The following is a 16,204-nucleotide window of genomic DNA, read 5'->3' on the forward strand; positions in this document are numbered from 1 at the left end:
CTCCGAACATCGCCGCCCATCATGGAGCCCGGACGGCGGGGTGCCGGCCGGGACGCCACGTCCCGGCTCCGGGTCCGGCCGGCGGCGGCTGGCGCGGCCCGCCGGTGGCGGCCCGCCCGACGCGGCGGGATCGAGCGCGGAGGCGGCGGATGACCGGTTGGCGGCGGTGCGGATCGCTACTCCTGGTGGCCGTCCTGCTGGCCGGCGTCGCGGCGTGCGGCCTCCGGCCCGGCGGCGGCGAACCGGCGGGTGGGGCCGCCGCGAGCGAGGCGGGCCGCACCTACGGATACGGCCCGAGCCGCGACCGGTCGATCAAGTACCAGCCGGACGTGGTGCTCGTCGAGGGCGGACCGGAGGCGATCCGGTCGGCCAGCGCGGACGGGACGACCTGGGTACTCGACGCCGACGCGCCGGGCGCCGACGACCTCGAACCGGGCCGGATCATGTACGCCACCAGCCGAGCGGTCGGCCGGGTGGTGCAGGCGCGGCGGACCGGGGACGACCTCGCCGTCAGCCTGGCTCCGGTGACGCTGACCGAGGTGTTCCGGGACGCCCACTTCCGGACCGATCGGCGGTTCGACGAGGCTGACCTGGCGTACCAGGAGGTCCCGAACCTGCCCGGGGCGGTGAGCGTGCCGGCCGGGACGCGGTCGCCGGAGGACGCCGTCACCCCGATCGGGCTCGGCGGCGGCGCCGGGCCCCGGCCGCCGGCCGTTCCGGCTGCGCTGACTCCTCCGGCCCCGGTCTTGGCGCGGGAGGAGGCCGGCACCACCGTGCTCGCGATGAATCCCGTGCGGCTCGCCCCGGCCGGTGGCGGCCGACTGCCACCGGCGCGGGAACGGAACTTCACGGTCAGCGTCGGCGACTGGGAGGCCCAGCCGTACCGGACGCCGGGCAAGCTCGGACTGAAGATCGGGTACGCGGCCAACGAGAACCTCAAGGTCTACATCGACTTCGCGATGAACGTCGCCGACCTGCGGATCCGGGCCGACGTGCCGATCTCGAACGGGCGGATCGGCAGCAGCACGTTCGCGGTCGACGGCATCCGGAGCATCTCGGTCGACGTCTCGGCCGGCGCCGCGAACGGCGCGGACGACAACAAGAAGGTCCGCGTCGAGGTCCCGGTCGAGATCAACATTCCGGTTCCGGGTGAGCCGCTGGTCTACAGCAACACCTGGAAGTTCATCGTCAGCACCGGCCTGAGCGGCCGGAACACCACGGTGAAGGCGGCCGGGGAGTGGGCGGTCAACGGCACCCTCGGCATGGTCGGCGGTACGGTGCAGAAGCCGACCCTCTCGGTGGTCCGCAGCATCATGGACTCGATCACCGGCATCTCGATCGGCCCCAGCGGGCTCGCCTTCGCCGTGGAGACGAAGATCCAGTTCGGCCTCGGCATCCCGGCGGCGTTCGCCGGCCCGTACGCCAAGCTCGTGGTCGACCTCGGCGTCACCAACGGCTCGGCGCTGGGCGCCCCGCTGGCCCGGTGCGTGTCGGCGAGCCTGAACGCCAAGGTCGGCGGCGGGTTCGGGATCACCGCCTCGTCGGTCGCGGTCGAGGCGCTGCAGAAGCTGCTGCCGGCGAAGCTGAAGTTCGAACTCGAGAGCGAGAAGTTGTGGCCGATCCACCGGGCGGCCCAAACCCTGCCGAACGTCCCGCTCTGCGTGGGCTGAAAGGAAGCTCCCTGATGATCGTCCGTAGCCGCCTGGTGCTGGTGACCCTGACGGCGCTCGCGCTCGCCCTCTCCGGCGGGTGCGGCCGGTTCGGTGGCGGCGACCCGCCGGCGGTCCCGCAGGACGCCCCGCCGGTCGCCACCGGTGCCGAGCCGGCGACCGAGCCGACCTCGGCGGCACCGGCGGCCGCGTCGCTGGACCCCTGTGCACTGGTCACCAAGGCGGAGGCCGAGAAACTGGCCGGTACGCCGCTGGAGGACGCCGTACCGATCCGCGAGACGTGCAGCTACACGGGGCCGGTCACCGGCCCGACCGCGCAGGTGGAGGTCTACGTCGGGGACGGGGCGAAGAAGTTTCTCGACATCGAACGCGAACTGGGGCACGAGATCTGGCCGCTGCCCGGAGTCGGCGACGAGGCGTACGCCGAGGATGGTGCCGTCTTCGTCCAGAAAGGCGGCCAGTGGGTCGCGGTCAAGCTGGTACTGCTGAACGACCCGAAGGAGAGCCGCAAGCCGCTGGAGGAGGTGGCCGGCACCGTCGCCAGCCGGATGTGAGCGGTGAGCCCGGTGGGTGGCGCATCCCGAGCTCCCGACCGGGTCACTCCGAGGCGGTGTTCGTGGTCGATGGGACGCCGTCGGTACAGGTGACGGTCATCTGCACGGTGCGGTTGCCGTGCCGGAACTTGACCATCGTGGCCGGCGCCGGACCCGGTTCGACCTCGTCGATCCGGTAGGGGCGGTTCGGTGTCCAGGAGAGCAGCCGGGCGTCGCCGTCGGTGCAGGCCGCCTGGACCGAACCGCCGTCCGAGGTCAGGGTCTTCTCCTCCGGCGCCGGAGTCGGTGGCGGTGGGGACTCCGGCGCCGACGGCTCCGGCTCGCCCGGCCCGGTCGGTGTCGGGCCGCCCGGTTCCCCGCCCGGCTGACCCCCCGGGGGAAACCCGGTCAGCGGACCGGGCGCCCGGCTGCCGGTCGGTATCCCCGGGACGTTGGCGAGCGGCGTCAGCGGATCCGGCCATGGCGGTGGGGAGACGGAGCCGCCACCGGTGCGCCCCGACGGTCCGGTCTCGGCGGCCGGCCGGCCGCTCGGACCGGGCTCCGCCGCTCCACTGTGCCGGCCCGGTCCCGAGCCGAGCGGATCGGCGAGCCAGAGCAGCAGCGCGGTGACCGCGACGGCCGCCGCGCCGGTCGCCAGCACTCCGGCGCGGAACTGGGCGCCTCGGCTGCCGGCGGCCCGAGGCACCAGCACGGTCGAGGGTTCGCCGTCGACCGCGGCCGGGGCCAGCGAGTGGGCGAGTTCGTCGTCGACGATCCGCACCCCGGCGGCCCGGGCGAGCACGGCGGCCACCTCCCGGGCCGCCGGACGCCGTTCCGGGTCCTTGTCGAGGCAGCGTCGACACAGCTCGGCGACCTTCTCCGGTACGTCGGGCAGCGGGGGCAGCGGCGCCGGTTCGACGTACACGTGGGCCCGCAGCATCTGGGTCGCGGTCTCCGCGCTCCAGGGCGGGCGTCCCACCAACAGGCGGTAGAGCAGAACTCCGACGCCGTACACGTCGGAGGCGGGCACGACGGCGTCGCCGCTGATCCGTTCCGGTGCGAGATAGCCGGGGGTGCCGAGCAGTTCGTCACCCCACTCGTCCGCGTCGCCCGGTCCCACCGCGGCGGCGATGCCGAAGTCGACGACCTTCGCCCCGGACGGCGTCACCATCACGTTGCCGGGCTTGATGTCACGGTGCACCAGGCCACGGTCGTGGGCAGCGGCCAGCGCCGCCGCCACCTCGGCACAGATCCGGAAGACGGCCTTCGGCGGCAGCGGCCCGGCCGCGAGGCGCTGTTCGAGGGTGCCGCCCTCGACGAGCTCCATCACCACGTACGGGATGCAGGTCAGGCCGGTGACCGACTCGCCGAAGTCGTACACCTGGGCGATGTTGGGATGCGACAACGCCGCCGCGGCCCGCGCCTCGTGCCGGATCCGGCGTCGCGAGACCGGGTCCCGGGCGTGCGGGCCGGCCAGCAGCTTGACCGCGACCGGCCGGCCGAGCACCTCGTCACGGGCCCGCCAGACCACCGCCATGCCGCCCCGGCCGAGCTGATCTTCGAGCCGGTAGCGGCCGCCGAGTATCTGCTGCGCCTCCACGCGGACAAGTCTGCGCTGCCCGGCTCCGCCCCGCCCGGCCCACACGCCGACCGTACCGGCATTGTCATCGATTGGGCAGCAACTCGACCGAACGGTCGAGGGCGGAACCGGGCGGCGGTCGACGGGACGGATGCGATCGTCCGAGCGATCCCGGGTGTGCGCGATGCCCTACAGCGTGCTATTCGGGCAGGTGGATCGGCACGCTGGTGACCACCACACCGGGTACGTCCCGCAGCGCGCGACGTAGCCGCAGCTCGGTCCGGGTGTGCAGCAGTTGGTGCCACAGATGCCGGACCACGATCTCCGGCACCACCACGGTCAGGGTGACCTCCGGGCGGACGGAGTGCAGGGCCGCGACGTACTGGGCCAGGGGTGCGATCACGGTCCGGTACGGCGAGATGATCGTCTCCAGCCGCAGGTGGTCGCCCCAGGTCTCCCACTGCCGGCGGAACCGGTCGGCCTCCTCCTGCTCCGGACTGAGATGCACGGCGAAGGCCGGCTGCCCGAGCGAGGCCGCGTACGCCAGCGCCCGCAGTGCGGCCAGGTTCAGCCGGGCCACCGGTACGACCACCAGGTGCCGTACCTCGCCCGGGCTGAGATCGACCCGCAGGTCACCCGGCCCGCTCGTCTCCTCCACCTCGTTCGGCCGGCGGGCCTCCTCCGCCGCGCCGCTCCGCGCGGTCGCACCCCCTACTCCTGACCGAGGCTGTGCGGGTTCGGGGCCGCCGTCCGGCCGGGCCGGGTCGGTGCCGGGGGCCGCTGTCGGCAGGGTCAGTGCCTGCCGCATCGCGTCGTAGTGCCACCGGATGTGCAGGCAGAGCAGCACCAGCACCGGCACGGCGACCACCACCACCCAGGCACCCTCGAAAAACTTGGTGATCGCGGCGGTGACCAGGACCAGGGCGCAGAGCACCGCGCCGGTCGCGTTCAGCGCCGCCCGCCAGCGCCAGCCACGCTCGCGGCGTCGGCGCCAGTGCATCACCATGCCGCTCTGGGAGAGGGTGAAGGCCAGGAAGACCCCGACGGCGTAGAGCGGGATCAACGACTGGGTGTAGCCGCCGAATGCCACGAAGATCAGGGCCGCCGCCACGGCCAGCGCGACGATGCCGTTGCTGAACGCGAGCCGGTCTCCCATGTGCAGGAATCGTCGGGGGGCGTACCCGTCCCGGGCCATGAAGAAGAGCAGCCGGGGGAAGTCGTTGAACGCCGTGTTCGCGGCCAGCAGCAGGACCAGGGTGGTGGCGGCCTGGATCACCGCGTACCACGGCCCGGTGCGGAACGTCTCGCGGGCCAGCTGGGACAGCAGCGTCTCGTCGGCCCGGGGTACCAGCCCGTTGAAGTGGATCAGGAGGGTCAGCCCGGTGAAGAGCACCACCAGGATGCCGACCATCCAGGTCAGCGTCGTCCGCGCCTGCCGCCACTCCACCGGCCGGAACGCCGGGACCGCGTCGGCGACCGCCTCGATCCCGGTCATCGAGGCGGCACCGGAGGCGAAGGCCCGGAGCACCACCAGCAGGCCGAGCCCCTCGACCGCGCCGACCGGCGGTGGTGGAACCGGTTCGAATCCCCGGCCCGCCGCCCGGACCAGACCGACGACGAAGAGCAGTCCGATGGCGGCGATGAAGAGGTACGTCGGCGCGGCGAAGAGCCTGCCGGCCGCCCGTACCCCGCGCAGGTTGCCGGCGAGCAACCCGGCGATCACCAGCAGCCCGAGCAGCACCGCGTACGGGGTCAGCCCGGGCAGCGCCGAGGTGATCGCCTCCACCCCGGCCGCCACCGACACCGAGACGGTCAGCACGTAGTCGAGGAACAGCCCGGCCGCGGCGGTGAGCCCGAACCGGGGACCGAGGCTGTCCGAGGCCACCAGGTAGGAGCCGGCGCCGTGCGGATAGGCGTAGACCGTCTGCCGGTACGAGGTCCCGACCGTGATCATCAGAACCACCAGCGCGGCGGCGATCGGCAGGGAGAGGTTCAGCGCGCCACTGCCGGCCAGCACCAGGATGGCGATCATCGCCTCCGGCCCGTACGCCACCGAGGAGAGCAGGTCGGAGGAGAGCACCGGAAGAGCGACCAGCTTCCGCATCCGCTCCTGGAGCACCGCCGCGCTGGCCAGCGGCGGTCCGAGCAGGGCGCGTCGGAGGGTGCCGGCGGCCCGGCCGAACCGGCTGCCGGTGGCGCTCGCCGAGCCCGTCGCGGTCAACTGCCCCGGCCGCTCGGTCGGGAACATCTCGATCTGGCCCAGCCGGTGGAAGCGGCCCGGCGCCGGCCGGTGCCGGTACTGTTCGAGACTCGGATCCAGCGGCAGTACGGCGTCCCGGGGTGGATGGTCCCGCAGGTCCGCCCGCCACCGCCGGCCGACGTCGTGCAGGGCGGCCAGCTCCGTCTCGGTCAGCGGCGGGAACTCGGCCGACGGGCTGAAGGTGATCGTCGGGTGCTCCGGCGGCGTCGCACCGGGCCCGTTCCGCTCCTGCCGCCCCACCATCTCCGCCTCAGTCCGGCACCGCTCCCGCCTCGCACTGTCACCGATCCGGCTCGCCCGGGGCATGGGAATGGCGATACTCGGCCGGAAAGTATCGGTCGAGGCGCGGGGGCGGCCCGGTGGCGGCGCCGGGTGCGGGACCGCAGTGATCCCGGTGGGGCGCTAACGCACGTACTGCCGCCAGACGGCCAACAGGTCGTCGGCGTCGAGCGTGCTGCCGTGGGTCACGGTCAGGTCGCCGATCATCGCCGACGTGTCGTCGTCCCAGTAGATCACGAACTGGTCGGCGCGGAAGACGTACCGGATCAGGGCACCGGATCGGGGGCGGCTGGCCGTGTACGGTTCCCGCGTCCCGCCCTGATCCCTCACCCGCTGGGTCCGGGCCCGGTCCCGCTCGGTCTGGTCGGCGAGCGCCCGGAACTGGACCTCCCAGCCGTCCCCGGTGCAGGCGACGTACTCGGTGGCGGTCCCGCCATAGGTGTCCGGCGGGCGCTGTTCGCAGCCGCTCACGTCGTCCAGCCACGGGCGGGCGAACTCGCGCAGCGGCGAAGACTTGATCACCTGCTCGTTCGCCCGTCCGGTCCGGCTCAGGTCGGAGTCCGGACCGGTCGCCCAGACCGCGACCAGCACGGCGACGACCAGCAGTACCAGCGCGGCGGCGCCCGCACCGATCCAGACACTCCGGCGGCGACGCCGGTCGTCCGCGGCCGGCCCGTTCGGGGAGATCGACTTTGCTGCGTCAGCCGACCGGTCCGGCCCGGGCCCGGGCGGCGGCGGTGGGTGACCCGGCAGCGGCGGTTCGATGGTCGCCGAACCGGCCACGCTGCCGACCGTCCGCGACTCGGCGCCGGCCGCCGAGGCGGCGGGCGGGGCGCCGATCCCCGCCACGCCACCCCGCGCGGCGGTCGGGGGCGTACCGGGCGGGGTGCCGACCTCGGCGGTGAGCAGCGCGCCCTGGGCGACGACCAGCTCGGGCTGCTCGACGACGGTGGGCACGATGCCGAGCCGCCGGTGCAGGCGGGTGGCCACCAGCGGGACCCGGCTCGCTCCGCCGACCAGGAAGAGCCCGGCGATGCGCCCGGCGTCGATACCGCTGCTGGAGACCGTCGCCGCCGTCAGCGCCACGCTCCGCTCGATCGCCCCGGCCGCCGCCGCCTCGAACTCCTCCCGGGTGACGTGCACGTCACGCTCGAAGATCGGCAGGCGCAGCCCGGCCGTGCTGCGCCGGGACAGCTCCTCCTTGGCCGCCCGGGCCTCTTCCCACAGCGACCGGTGGTGCAGCAGGTCCGGCCCGGATCCCGGCTGGCTCAGCCGGCGCCACCGCACGTCGTCCGGCCCGGCCGGTACGACGGCAGCGCGGACCCGCTCGACGACGACGTCGTCCAGGTCGAGGCCGCCGAGGTCGGAAAGGCCCTGGCTGGCGGCGACGTCCCAGCCGTCGGGCCGGCGCCGGAGCACCGCCACGTCGAAGGTGCCGGCACCGAAGTCGTAGACCACCACGGCGTCACCGGTCCGCACCGGCCGGGCGAGGACCGTGGTGAAGTGCGTGGCGGCCGCGGTGGGCTCGGCGACCAGGGCGGGCGGGGGCAGCCCGGCCCGCGCGGCGGCGTCGACGAGGACCTGCCGGCGCCGGGGCCCCCAGGCCGCCGGATGGGTGAGGACGAGTTCGTGGACCGCGCCGCCGACCACCCGTACCGCCTCGTCGGCGCAGCGCCGCAGCACGGCCGCGACCAGGTCGACGACCGCCACCTCCGTCCTGCCGAGCAGGATGACGCCCTCGTCGATCCGCCGTTTCGGGTGCGGCTCCAGGCTGCCCGGCTCCGTACGCCCGGCCCGTAGCGCGTCCCGGCCGACCCGCAGCCGACCGTCGGAGTCGACGAACACCGCCGACGGAAGCAGTGGCGAGGCGTCGAAGAGGAGTGGCCGCCCCTCACCCCCCTGCCACTGGCACACCGCGACCGTGTGGGACGTACCGAAGTCGATCGCGAGCCGGGCGCTGACCACGGGTCACGACAATAGCGAACCGGCGCCCATCGCAGCGGCCCCGACCTTTCCGGCAACCGCTCGCCGGCCCTGTCCAGGGCAGCGGGCCGCGGCCCGACCAGGGGGCTGGCCGGGCCGCGGCGCAGGGCGGGCGGATGGTCTCCGCCGTGCGCGGTCAGTCGGACGAGTCGGCCGACCCGCCGGAGTCGGCGGAGCCGCCCGAGTCGGCCGAGCCGCCGCCGCTGCTCTTCTTCCGCACCGGTGCCGGGGAGTCGTCCGGGCTGTCGTCCACCACCTTCGCCTTCGGCTTCGGCTTGACCGCCGGCTTCGCCTTCGCGGGCGAGTCCGCCGCCGAGGCGTTGACGCTGTCCGCCGACTCGGGCGACGGGTCGACCCAGCCCGGGTCCCCGGGACTGTCGCCGGCCGAGTTCGCCGAGTCGAACGGCGACTGGTGAGCGCTGTCGGCGGACTCCGGCGAGTCGTCGACGGCGCCGGAGTCGTACTGGCCGCCCTGCAACTGGATCGGCTGGACCTTGTCCCGCAGCTCGATCCCGTCGCTGGCGGTCGCCGCACCGGCGGTGAGACCGGCGACCAGCGCGGCGGCACCCGCGCCGCCGATGACGATCTGCCACGTACGGTTGATGCTCATCTCTTCCTCCTCGATGATCTGCTCTGGTTACAGCCTCCGGCCCGCGGATGAGACAGTCCTGACGCCGGGATGAGACCTGACTCATCGACCTCGACGCTCTCCGGCCGACCCCGACGGCTCTCCGGCCGACACCTCGCCGGCCGCACGGCCCGCTCGGTCAGCCGCGCCGGCGGAGCCGTCGGGCGCTGTCCAGCCAGAGTTCGGCCAGTTCCAGCCGGGCCCGGACACCCGCCGGCCAGTTCCGCTCCTGGACCCGGTGCGGACCGGTGGCCAGGGAGAGCACCACCGCCGCCGTGCGGTAGCGCAGCTCGGCGGGGTCGACGACCTGCTCGAACGCGGCCAGATAGCCGGCACCGGCCCGCTGGATCGCGGCCGCCCGGTCCCGGTGCATCAGGGCCAGCACGGAGAGGTGCCCGAGCAGGCAGCCCAGGTCGTCCAGGCGCTCGCCCGGTCCGGCGGTGTCCACGTCGAGCAGACCGGTGATCCGGCCCCCGGCAACCAGTAGTTGGCCCTCGTACAGGTCGCCGTGCACCACGGCCGGTGGACCGGGGGTCGACTCGTCGGTCAGCGCCGCGGCCAGCGCGGTGGCCTGGTCGGCCACCCTGGGCAGGGCGGTGGCGAGCACCGAGGCGTAGTGCGGAGCCTTCTCCCGCCAGGAGCGTCGGGGCCGGTCCCGGGTCAGCTCAGCCGGGAGTTGGTCGAGCAGGTGCAGCAGGGCCCGCCCCGAGGGCAGCGGCGCCCGGCCGCGCAGCGCCTGGCGCAGGCTCTGCCCGGGCAGCGCCTGGAGCACCAGCAGCCCGTCGGGGGTGTAACCCAGGCTGGGTGCGGCCGGCACCCCGGCCCGGACCAGCAGCCGGTGCCGGTCGTGCAGTTCGGACACCTGCTGGGGGCGGACCACCTTCAGGAAGACACAGCCGCCCGCCCCGACCGCCTCGATCACCGCCCGCCGCCGGGGCCGGTAGGCGCGTACCCGCAGGTTCACCGGGCCGTCGCCGAGGCCGAGGTCGCGCAGCAGGGCGGCGACGGCCCCCTCGTCGTACGCGCTGCGCAGCGCCGGCAGCGCCGGGTCGTACGGGAAGCGCCATGCCGCCACCCGGTCGGTGCCGTTGCCCAGCACCACCGTGCCGGCCGGGGCGCGTCCGGTGCAGGCGGCCAGCCGCTCCTCCCGGACCCGCCCGTCCGGCCAGCGGATCCGGGCCTGGTACGCGGCGGTGACCCGGCGGCCCGGCTGGTGCTCCACCTGGACGGTCCGCCAGTCGAGCAGTTCACCGCCGGAGGGTCGCAACGCGGCCCGGAGTACGTCCTCGGCGGCCGCTCCGGTGAGCAGGGCGAGCTGGCGGTCGCCGCTTCGCCCGGTCGGGATGGTACTGGTCGTCGACATGCCAGCGACGATCCCGCCCGGCCGTGAGGTGGCGGTGAAACGACCATGAGAATCCGCTCAGCCACCGCTCCGCCCACCTCAGCCACCCGCCGGAGACTGGGCACGCCCGAGCGGAGAGGGTGGCGCCGGGGGAGGGGGCGGAGAGGATCAGGCGGTCAGCCGGTAGCCGATGCCGCGTACCGTCTTGATCCGGTCGGTGCCGAGCTTGCGGCGCAGGTATCCGATGTAGACGTCCACCACGTTCGAGCCGGGGTCGTGCGCCAGGCCCCAGACCCGGTCCAGCAACTGCTCCCGGCTGAGCACCTGACCCGGATGCCGCAGCAGCGTCTCGGCGAGCAGGAACTCCCGGCCGGTCAGCTCGATCGGGTCGCCGTCGACCGTGGCCGTACGCCGGACCAGGTCGAGCCGGACCGGCCCGGCCTGCAACACCGTCGGGGTGGCCTGGCCATGCTCGCGCAGCCGGGCCCGGACCCGGGCGAGGAGTTCCTCGAAGCTGAACGGCTTGGTCATGTAGTCGTCGGCGCCCAGGTCGAGCCCGGCGACCCGGTCCGGTACGGCGTCCCGGGCGGTCAGCACGATCACCGGCAGCCGTTCGCCCCTGGCCCGGATCTGGGCCAGTGCCGCCAGCCCGTCCTGCCCGGGCAGTCCCAGGTCCAGGATCAGCACGTCGTAGTCGCCGCTGCGGGCCGCCGCGGCCACCTCCACCCCGTTGGTCACCACCGTGGCGACGTAGCCGGCCGCCCGCAGCCCCTTGGTCAGGAACGAGGCGATCCGCGGCTCGTCCTCGGCGATGAGTACCCGGTTCACCGGTCGCCCCCGGTCGTCGGCGGCCGTACCGCGCCAGCCGGCAGCACCAGGGTGAAGGTCGACCCGGCGCCGGGCACGCTGTCCACCGCGACCGTGCCCCGGTGCGCCTCGGCGATCGCGGCCACGATGGCCAGCCCGAGGCCGGAGCCCTCGGCATGCCGTCGCGGCGCGTGCGCGGCGCGGGCGAATCTGGCGAAGATCCGTTCTCGGTCCTCGGGCTCGATGCCGATCCCGGTGTCCCGGACCGAGAGCAGTACCCGGCCCGGCTGCCCTGGCGTCCCGGCCCGGGCGGATAGCTCGATCGTGTCGCCGACATCGGTGAACTGGACGGCGTTCTGGGCGAGCTGCATCAACGCCTGGGTGAGCCGCTGCCGGTCGGCCCACACGGCCGTCTCGGCCAGCTCGCCGAGCCGCCAGTCCCGGTCGCCCAGGGCGACCGCCTTGGCGTAGACGTCGTGCAGCATCATCGCGACCTCCACCTGCTCGGGATGCAGAAAGTCGGGCTGTTCGGCGCGGGCGAGCATCAGCAGGTCGTTGACCATCCGGTTCATCCGGTCCAGCTCGTCGGTGATCAGCGCGACCGTCTCGGCCCGCTCGTCCGGGTCGTCGCCCATCAACTCCAGGTGGCCCCGGACGATGGTGATCGGGGTACGCAGCTCGTGGCCGGCGTCGGAGACGAACGCCTGCTGGGCGGCGAACGCCCGGTGCAACCGGCCAAGCATCCCGTTGAAGGTGTGCGCCAGGTCGGCGACCTCGTCGGTGCCGGTGACCTCGATCCGCCGGGAAAGGTCGGTCTCCTCGATGGTCCGGGCGGTCTCGGTGACCGTCCGCAGCGGACGCAGCGCCCGGCCCATCGCCAGGTAACCGCCGGCGGCCACCACCACGATCACCAGCAGGCAGGCCAGCGCCATCAGGCGTACCGCGCGGTCGATCTCGGCCCGCCGTTCGGCGCCGAACTCGAGTACGACCACCTGGCCGCGTACCGCGCCGTCGATCACCACCGGTACGGCCAGCCAGCGCGCCGAGCCGGCCGGAGTGTCGGCGATCCGCCCGTACGCGCTGTCGGCCAGCCCGGTCTACCTGCCCAGCAGGGCCGCGTCGCCGCTCGGGTCGTACGGCGGGTTCGCCGTCGCCCGGTAGAAGGCGCCGTCGACGAAGACGAGTACCAGTTCACCGGTCTGCGGCTCGTTGCGCAGCAGGTAGGTGTCGGCGATGGCCCGCAGGTCGGTGCCGAACGGCTGCCCGCTGGCCGGATCCCGACCGCCGACGAGCCGGCGGAACTCGGTGACCTCCTGGCGCATGTCGGCGGCGATCCGGTTCTCCAACTGGTTGAGCAGCACCTGCCGGATCACCACCACCGAGGCCAGGCTGGCGACGGCGAGCAGCGCCAGGGCCCAGCCGAGCAGCCGGAGCCGCAGCCCGAGCGCCGGTCGCCAGCGCCGGCCCGGCGGCTCAGTCGTCGTCGCCGTCGTCGTCACCGCCATCGGCATCGTCGCCGTCGTCGCCGGAGCTGTCGTCGTCCCGGTCGTCCTCGTCGTCGGTGCCGGTGCCATCGTCCCCGTCGTCGACACCGCCTCCGTCGTCCGCTCCGTCGTCGGAACCGGTTCCGTCGCCTCCGGCGTCGTCATCATCGCCTCCGCGCTCGGCTGGGCCGAGGCTCTCGTCGTCGACCGGGCCGGCCGCATCGTCGCCCCCGTCGGTCGTCGTGGTCTGGGTGGCCGGACTGATGATCTGGATCACCGGCACCCGGTCGTGCGGCAGCAGCGCCGGCAGACCGACTCCGGCGAGCAACCCGGCCAGCGCCCCCAGCCCGACTCCGGTGGCGACCTTCTGCGCGCTCATGCCGCCCAGGCTGCCGGAGTCGGATGACGTCCCGATGAGGGATGGATGAGAAGCCTCTCATCGTCGGGGCCGGGCGGGCCGGCAAACGGCGGGAAGAGCGTAGATAAAAACATGCACCTTCGGCTGAGCCCGTACGTACGGACCGTTCCGATACTGGCCGGTATCGCCGTGGGTCGATCGTGGGGGCGGGCACCGGACGTGCCCGGGCGCACGACGTGGTGGCCTGCCTGGACGCCGGGGCTGACGACTATATGACAGGACCGATCCGGCTCGACCTCTGGTTCCGGCAGGTCACCGTGCGCGGTCGGGACGTGGCGCTGACCGGCCGGGAGTTCGTGCTGCTGGATACGCTGATCCGGCACGCAAGGAGCTCGGCGGGGACGTCATCGAGACGTGCGCGGCTTCGGCTACCGGCTGCGTACCTCCTGACCTGCGACGCGGTCGCCCCGGTCGGACGGGCCGGGTACGTCCCGGATCCCGGGCCGTCCGCTGTTGCGCCGGTCAGTAGCATCGAGCCATGCCACACCAACCCCAACTCGCGGAGTCCGACTCCACCGAGGCCATCGCGGTGACTCCGGACGGGAGCTCCCCGGACGCACCGGCTCCCAGGCGGCGGCGCCGCACCAGGCGGATAATCCTCATCACGCTGCTGGTGTTGGCACTGCTCGGCGGTGGTGGAGCGGTCGCGGCAGGCATCTACGTCCACTCCCTCGAGTCCGGCATCGAACGGGTGGAAGCGTTCGACCAGGTACCCGAGGAGTCCCGCCCGGTCAAGGTGGCAAAGGACGCCAAGAACATCCTCATCCTGGGCAGCGACACCCGCGACCCGGCCAACACCGGCGGCTCGCGCAGCGACACCATCATCCTCGCCCACCTGCCGGCTGACCGGTCGAGCGCCCAACTCGTCTCGATCCCCCGGGACACCTGGGTCAACGTGCCGAAGTCCAAGGACGGCAAGCACGGCGGCCGGGACGCCAAAATCAACGCGGCGTACGCCTGGGGCGGCATCCCGTTGATGGTGCAGACGGTCGAGAAGTTCACCGGCGTCCGGGTCGACCACGTCGCGATCGTCGACTTCTCCGGCTTCAAGGAGATCGTGGACGCGCTCGGTGGCATCCAGCTCACCGTGGAGGAGAGCTTCACCTCGACGCACTCGCTGCTGCCCACCGGCCGCCGCGAGTTCAAGAAGGGCCCGCAGGTGATGGATGGCGCAGAGGCGCTGGACTACGCCCGGGAGCGCTACGCCTTCAAGGACGGGGACTTCGCCCGGATCCGGCACCAGCAGCAGGTCATCCGGGCCATCCTGGACAAGGCCGCGTCCGGCGGCACCCTGGCCAACCCCGCCAAGCTGAACTCCTTCATCAGGGCCTCCGCCGACGCGGTCTCGGTGGACAAGACCCTCTCCCTACTCGACATGGGGATGGAGCTGCGGCACCTGCGCAGCGGCAACCTGACCTTCATCACCAGCCCCACCAAGGGCACCGGTCGGGTCGGCGACGAGAGCGTCGTGTTCGCCAAGACGGACCAGGTGAAGACCTTCTACGACGCCGTTCGGCGCGACGCGGTACCCGAGATCCTGAATGGAGCGAAGTGACCGCTCCGGCCGGTGCGGGACCCTCGCGGCCGTATCCTGCACCGGGCGTCCCGTAGGGGAGGTCGTCGTCACGGGGGAGGAAACAGATGTCGACGTGGCCGTTGGCACCGCACGATCCGGTGGTCGGCCTGCCCGACACCGGTCCGTCGGACCGGCCGCCGGCCGTGCGCGCCATCGACGCCGTCGAGCCGGTGACCGACCTGCCGGCGGTGCCCCGGCCCCGCACCGGGCCCGGGTCGAGCCCGGCGGATCGGGCCCGGGCCGGCATCGACACGACCGCGGTGCTGCCGTACGCCGGGTCCCGCGCCTCGGTGCGCACCCGCCGGCTGCGGGCCTGGATGGTGACCGCCCCGGTCGACCTCGCCGCGCTGCTCGGACCGCTGCTGCTCACCGGTGACCGCTACTGGCGAGGGACCGTCTTCACCGCAGGGCTCACCGTGGCCATCTTCGCCGCCGGCGGGCTCTACCGGGCGCGTCGGCACATGAGCATCCTCGACGAGCTGCCGAGTCTCTGCGGCCGGCTGCTCGCCTCCGCCGCGATCGTCGCCATCATCGCGGCGATGCGGCACGGCTCGGTCGAATACATGACCGGGTTCATGCGGGGCGTGGCGCTCTCCGCCGGGCTGGTCATCGTCGGGCGGGCGATCACCCGGCGGGCGGTGCTGATCGCCCGCAAGCGGCGGTGGGTGGAGCACAACGCCATCATCATCGGCAGCGGTCCGATCGCCGCCGAACTCGCCCGGCTGCTGCGCCGCTATCCACAGTACGGCTTGCGCTTCGCCGGCTGCGTCGACGCCGAGGAGCGGCCCGGTCCCGCCTCGCCACCGCTGATCGGCACCCTGGACCAGCTCGCCGACCGGATCCGGATGGTCGAGTGCGACGTACTCGTCGTCGCCGAACCCGACTACCCGGAGACCGGACTGATGGAGCTGCTGGCCCGCCCGGAGTACGCGAACTGCGACATCTGGAGCGTGCCCCGGCTCTGGGGCTCCCGCTCGCCCGGAGGGCTGCCCGACCACATCGGTGCGATCCCGGTGGTGCAGATCCGGCACACCAGCCTCTCCGGTGTGCGCTGGGCAATCAAGCGCGCCTCCGACATCGTCTTCTGCGTCGTGGCGCTGGTCATCCTGAGCCCGGTCCTGCTGCTCTGTGCCCTCGCCACCTGGCTGGAGGGCGGCCGGGGGATCTTCTTCCACCAGGAGCGGATCGGCCGGTACGGCAAGCCGTTCGACGTCATCAAGTTCCGCACCATGCAGCCGGCCGACGAGCTGGAGTCCCGGACCCACTGGTCGATCGCGGACGACCGGCGGATCGGCCCGGTCGGCCGCTTCATGCGGCGTACCTCCCTCGACGAGCTGCCCCAGCTCTGGAACATCCTGCGCGGCGACATGACCGTGGTCGGCCCCCGCCCCGAGCGGCCGTACTTCGTGGAGAAGTTCTCCGCCGAGCACCCCGACTACGCGATGCGGCACCGGGTGCCGGTGGGGCTGACCGGGCTCGCCCAGGTGAGCGGATTGCGCGGCGACACCCCGATCTCCGACCGGGCCCGGTTCGACAACTACTACATCGAGAACTGGTCGCTCTGGCTGGACACCAAGGTACTGCTCCGGACGGTCATCGAGGTGTTCCGGGGTGGCGGCCGGTGAGCCGTCGTCGTCGGCGGTGA

The 16,204-nt window shown here is 73.3% G+C and carries 13 protein-coding genes; 4 read left to right on the forward strand and 9 right to left on the reverse strand.

The genetic code is table 11. From position 1 onward, the window contains the following. Positions 1 to 149: 149 nt before the first annotated feature. Together ACSMXO_RS19000 and ACSMXO_RS19005 are read left to right on the forward strand one after the other, a co-directional pair. The gene (locus ACSMXO_RS19000; RefSeq protein WP_455418784.1) at positions 150 to 1,670 is read left to right on the forward strand and encodes a hypothetical protein; all 1,521 of its coding nucleotides are present in this window, start codon (positions 150 to 152) and stop codon (positions 1,668 to 1,670) included. A 14-nt stretch (positions 1,671 to 1,684) separates the two neighbouring features. Continuing rightward, positions 1,685 to 2,224 (forward strand): hypothetical protein, encoded by a 540-nt coding sequence (locus ACSMXO_RS19005; RefSeq protein ID WP_346257401.1) that lies wholly within the window; start codon positions 1,685 to 1,687, stop codon positions 2,222 to 2,224. A gap of 43 nt (positions 2,225 to 2,267) precedes the next feature. Here ACSMXO_RS19005 and ACSMXO_RS19010 read toward each other — a convergent pair whose 3' ends face one another. From ACSMXO_RS19010 to ACSMXO_RS19050, 9 genes are all read right to left on the reverse strand, one after another. After that, entirely contained in the window at positions 2,268 to 3,803 is a 1,536-nt protein-coding gene (locus ACSMXO_RS19010; protein WP_455418785.1) for a serine/threonine-protein kinase, read from the reverse strand. Positions 3,804 to 3,981: 178 nt separating this feature from the next. After that, positions 3,982 to 6,285, reverse strand: coding sequence for an APC family permease (locus tag ACSMXO_RS19015; RefSeq protein ID WP_455418786.1), 2,304 nt, complete (start codon positions 6,283 to 6,285; stop codon positions 3,982 to 3,984). 159 nt (positions 6,286 to 6,444) lie between these two features. Further along, positions 6,445 to 8,286 carry an Hsp70 family protein gene (locus ACSMXO_RS19020; RefSeq protein ID WP_455418787.1) on the reverse strand — a complete coding sequence of 614 codons (1,842 nt, stop codon included), beginning with the start codon at positions 8,284 to 8,286 and terminating at the stop codon, positions 6,445 to 6,447. Positions 8,287 to 8,440: 154 nt separating this feature from the next. Next, the gene (locus ACSMXO_RS19025) at positions 8,441 to 8,914 is read right to left on the reverse strand and encodes a hypothetical protein (protein ID WP_455418788.1); all 474 of its coding nucleotides are present in this window, start codon (positions 8,912 to 8,914) and stop codon (positions 8,441 to 8,443) included. Positions 8,915 to 9,071: 157 nt separating this feature from the next. Continuing rightward, positions 9,072 to 10,295 (reverse strand): phosphotransferase, encoded by a 1,224-nt coding sequence (locus ACSMXO_RS19030; RefSeq protein ID WP_455418789.1) that lies wholly within the window; start codon positions 10,293 to 10,295, stop codon positions 9,072 to 9,074. 147 nt (positions 10,296 to 10,442) lie between these two features. Further along, positions 10,443 to 11,102 (reverse strand): response regulator transcription factor, encoded by a 660-nt coding sequence (locus ACSMXO_RS19035; protein ID WP_346257407.1) that lies wholly within the window; start codon positions 11,100 to 11,102, stop codon positions 10,443 to 10,445. Next, positions 11,099 to 12,100, reverse strand: a complete 1,002-nt coding sequence (locus ACSMXO_RS19040; RefSeq protein WP_455418790.1) for a sensor histidine kinase — start codon at positions 12,098 to 12,100, stop codon at positions 11,099 to 11,101. The genes ACSMXO_RS19035 and ACSMXO_RS19040 overlap by 4 nt, the downstream gene beginning before the upstream one ends. A gap of 78 nt (positions 12,101 to 12,178) precedes the next feature. Further along, entirely contained in the window at positions 12,179 to 12,586 is a 408-nt protein-coding gene (locus ACSMXO_RS19045; RefSeq protein ID WP_455418791.1) for a hypothetical protein, read from the reverse strand. Continuing rightward, entirely contained in the window at positions 12,555 to 12,944 is a 390-nt protein-coding gene (locus tag ACSMXO_RS19050; RefSeq protein WP_455418792.1) for a hypothetical protein, read from the reverse strand. Before ACSMXO_RS19050 ends, ACSMXO_RS19045 begins: the two co-directional genes overlap by 32 nt. Before the next feature lie 517 nt (positions 12,945 to 13,461). On the opposite strand from ACSMXO_RS19050, the gene ACSMXO_RS19055 reads away from it, so the two are divergent. Beyond that, a complete protein-coding gene (locus tag ACSMXO_RS19055) occupies positions 13,462 to 14,538 on the forward strand; it encodes an LCP family protein (RefSeq protein WP_346257410.1) in 1,077 nt (358 codons plus the stop codon). Between the two features lie 191 nt (positions 14,539 to 14,729). Next, the gene (locus ACSMXO_RS19060) at positions 14,730 to 16,184 is read left to right on the forward strand and encodes a sugar transferase (RefSeq protein ID WP_455419260.1); all 1,455 of its coding nucleotides are present in this window, start codon (positions 14,730 to 14,732) and stop codon (positions 16,182 to 16,184) included. Positions 16,185 to 16,204: the final 20 nt, after the last annotated feature.

It is taken from the genome of Plantactinospora sp. DSM 117369 (assembly GCF_053764795.1).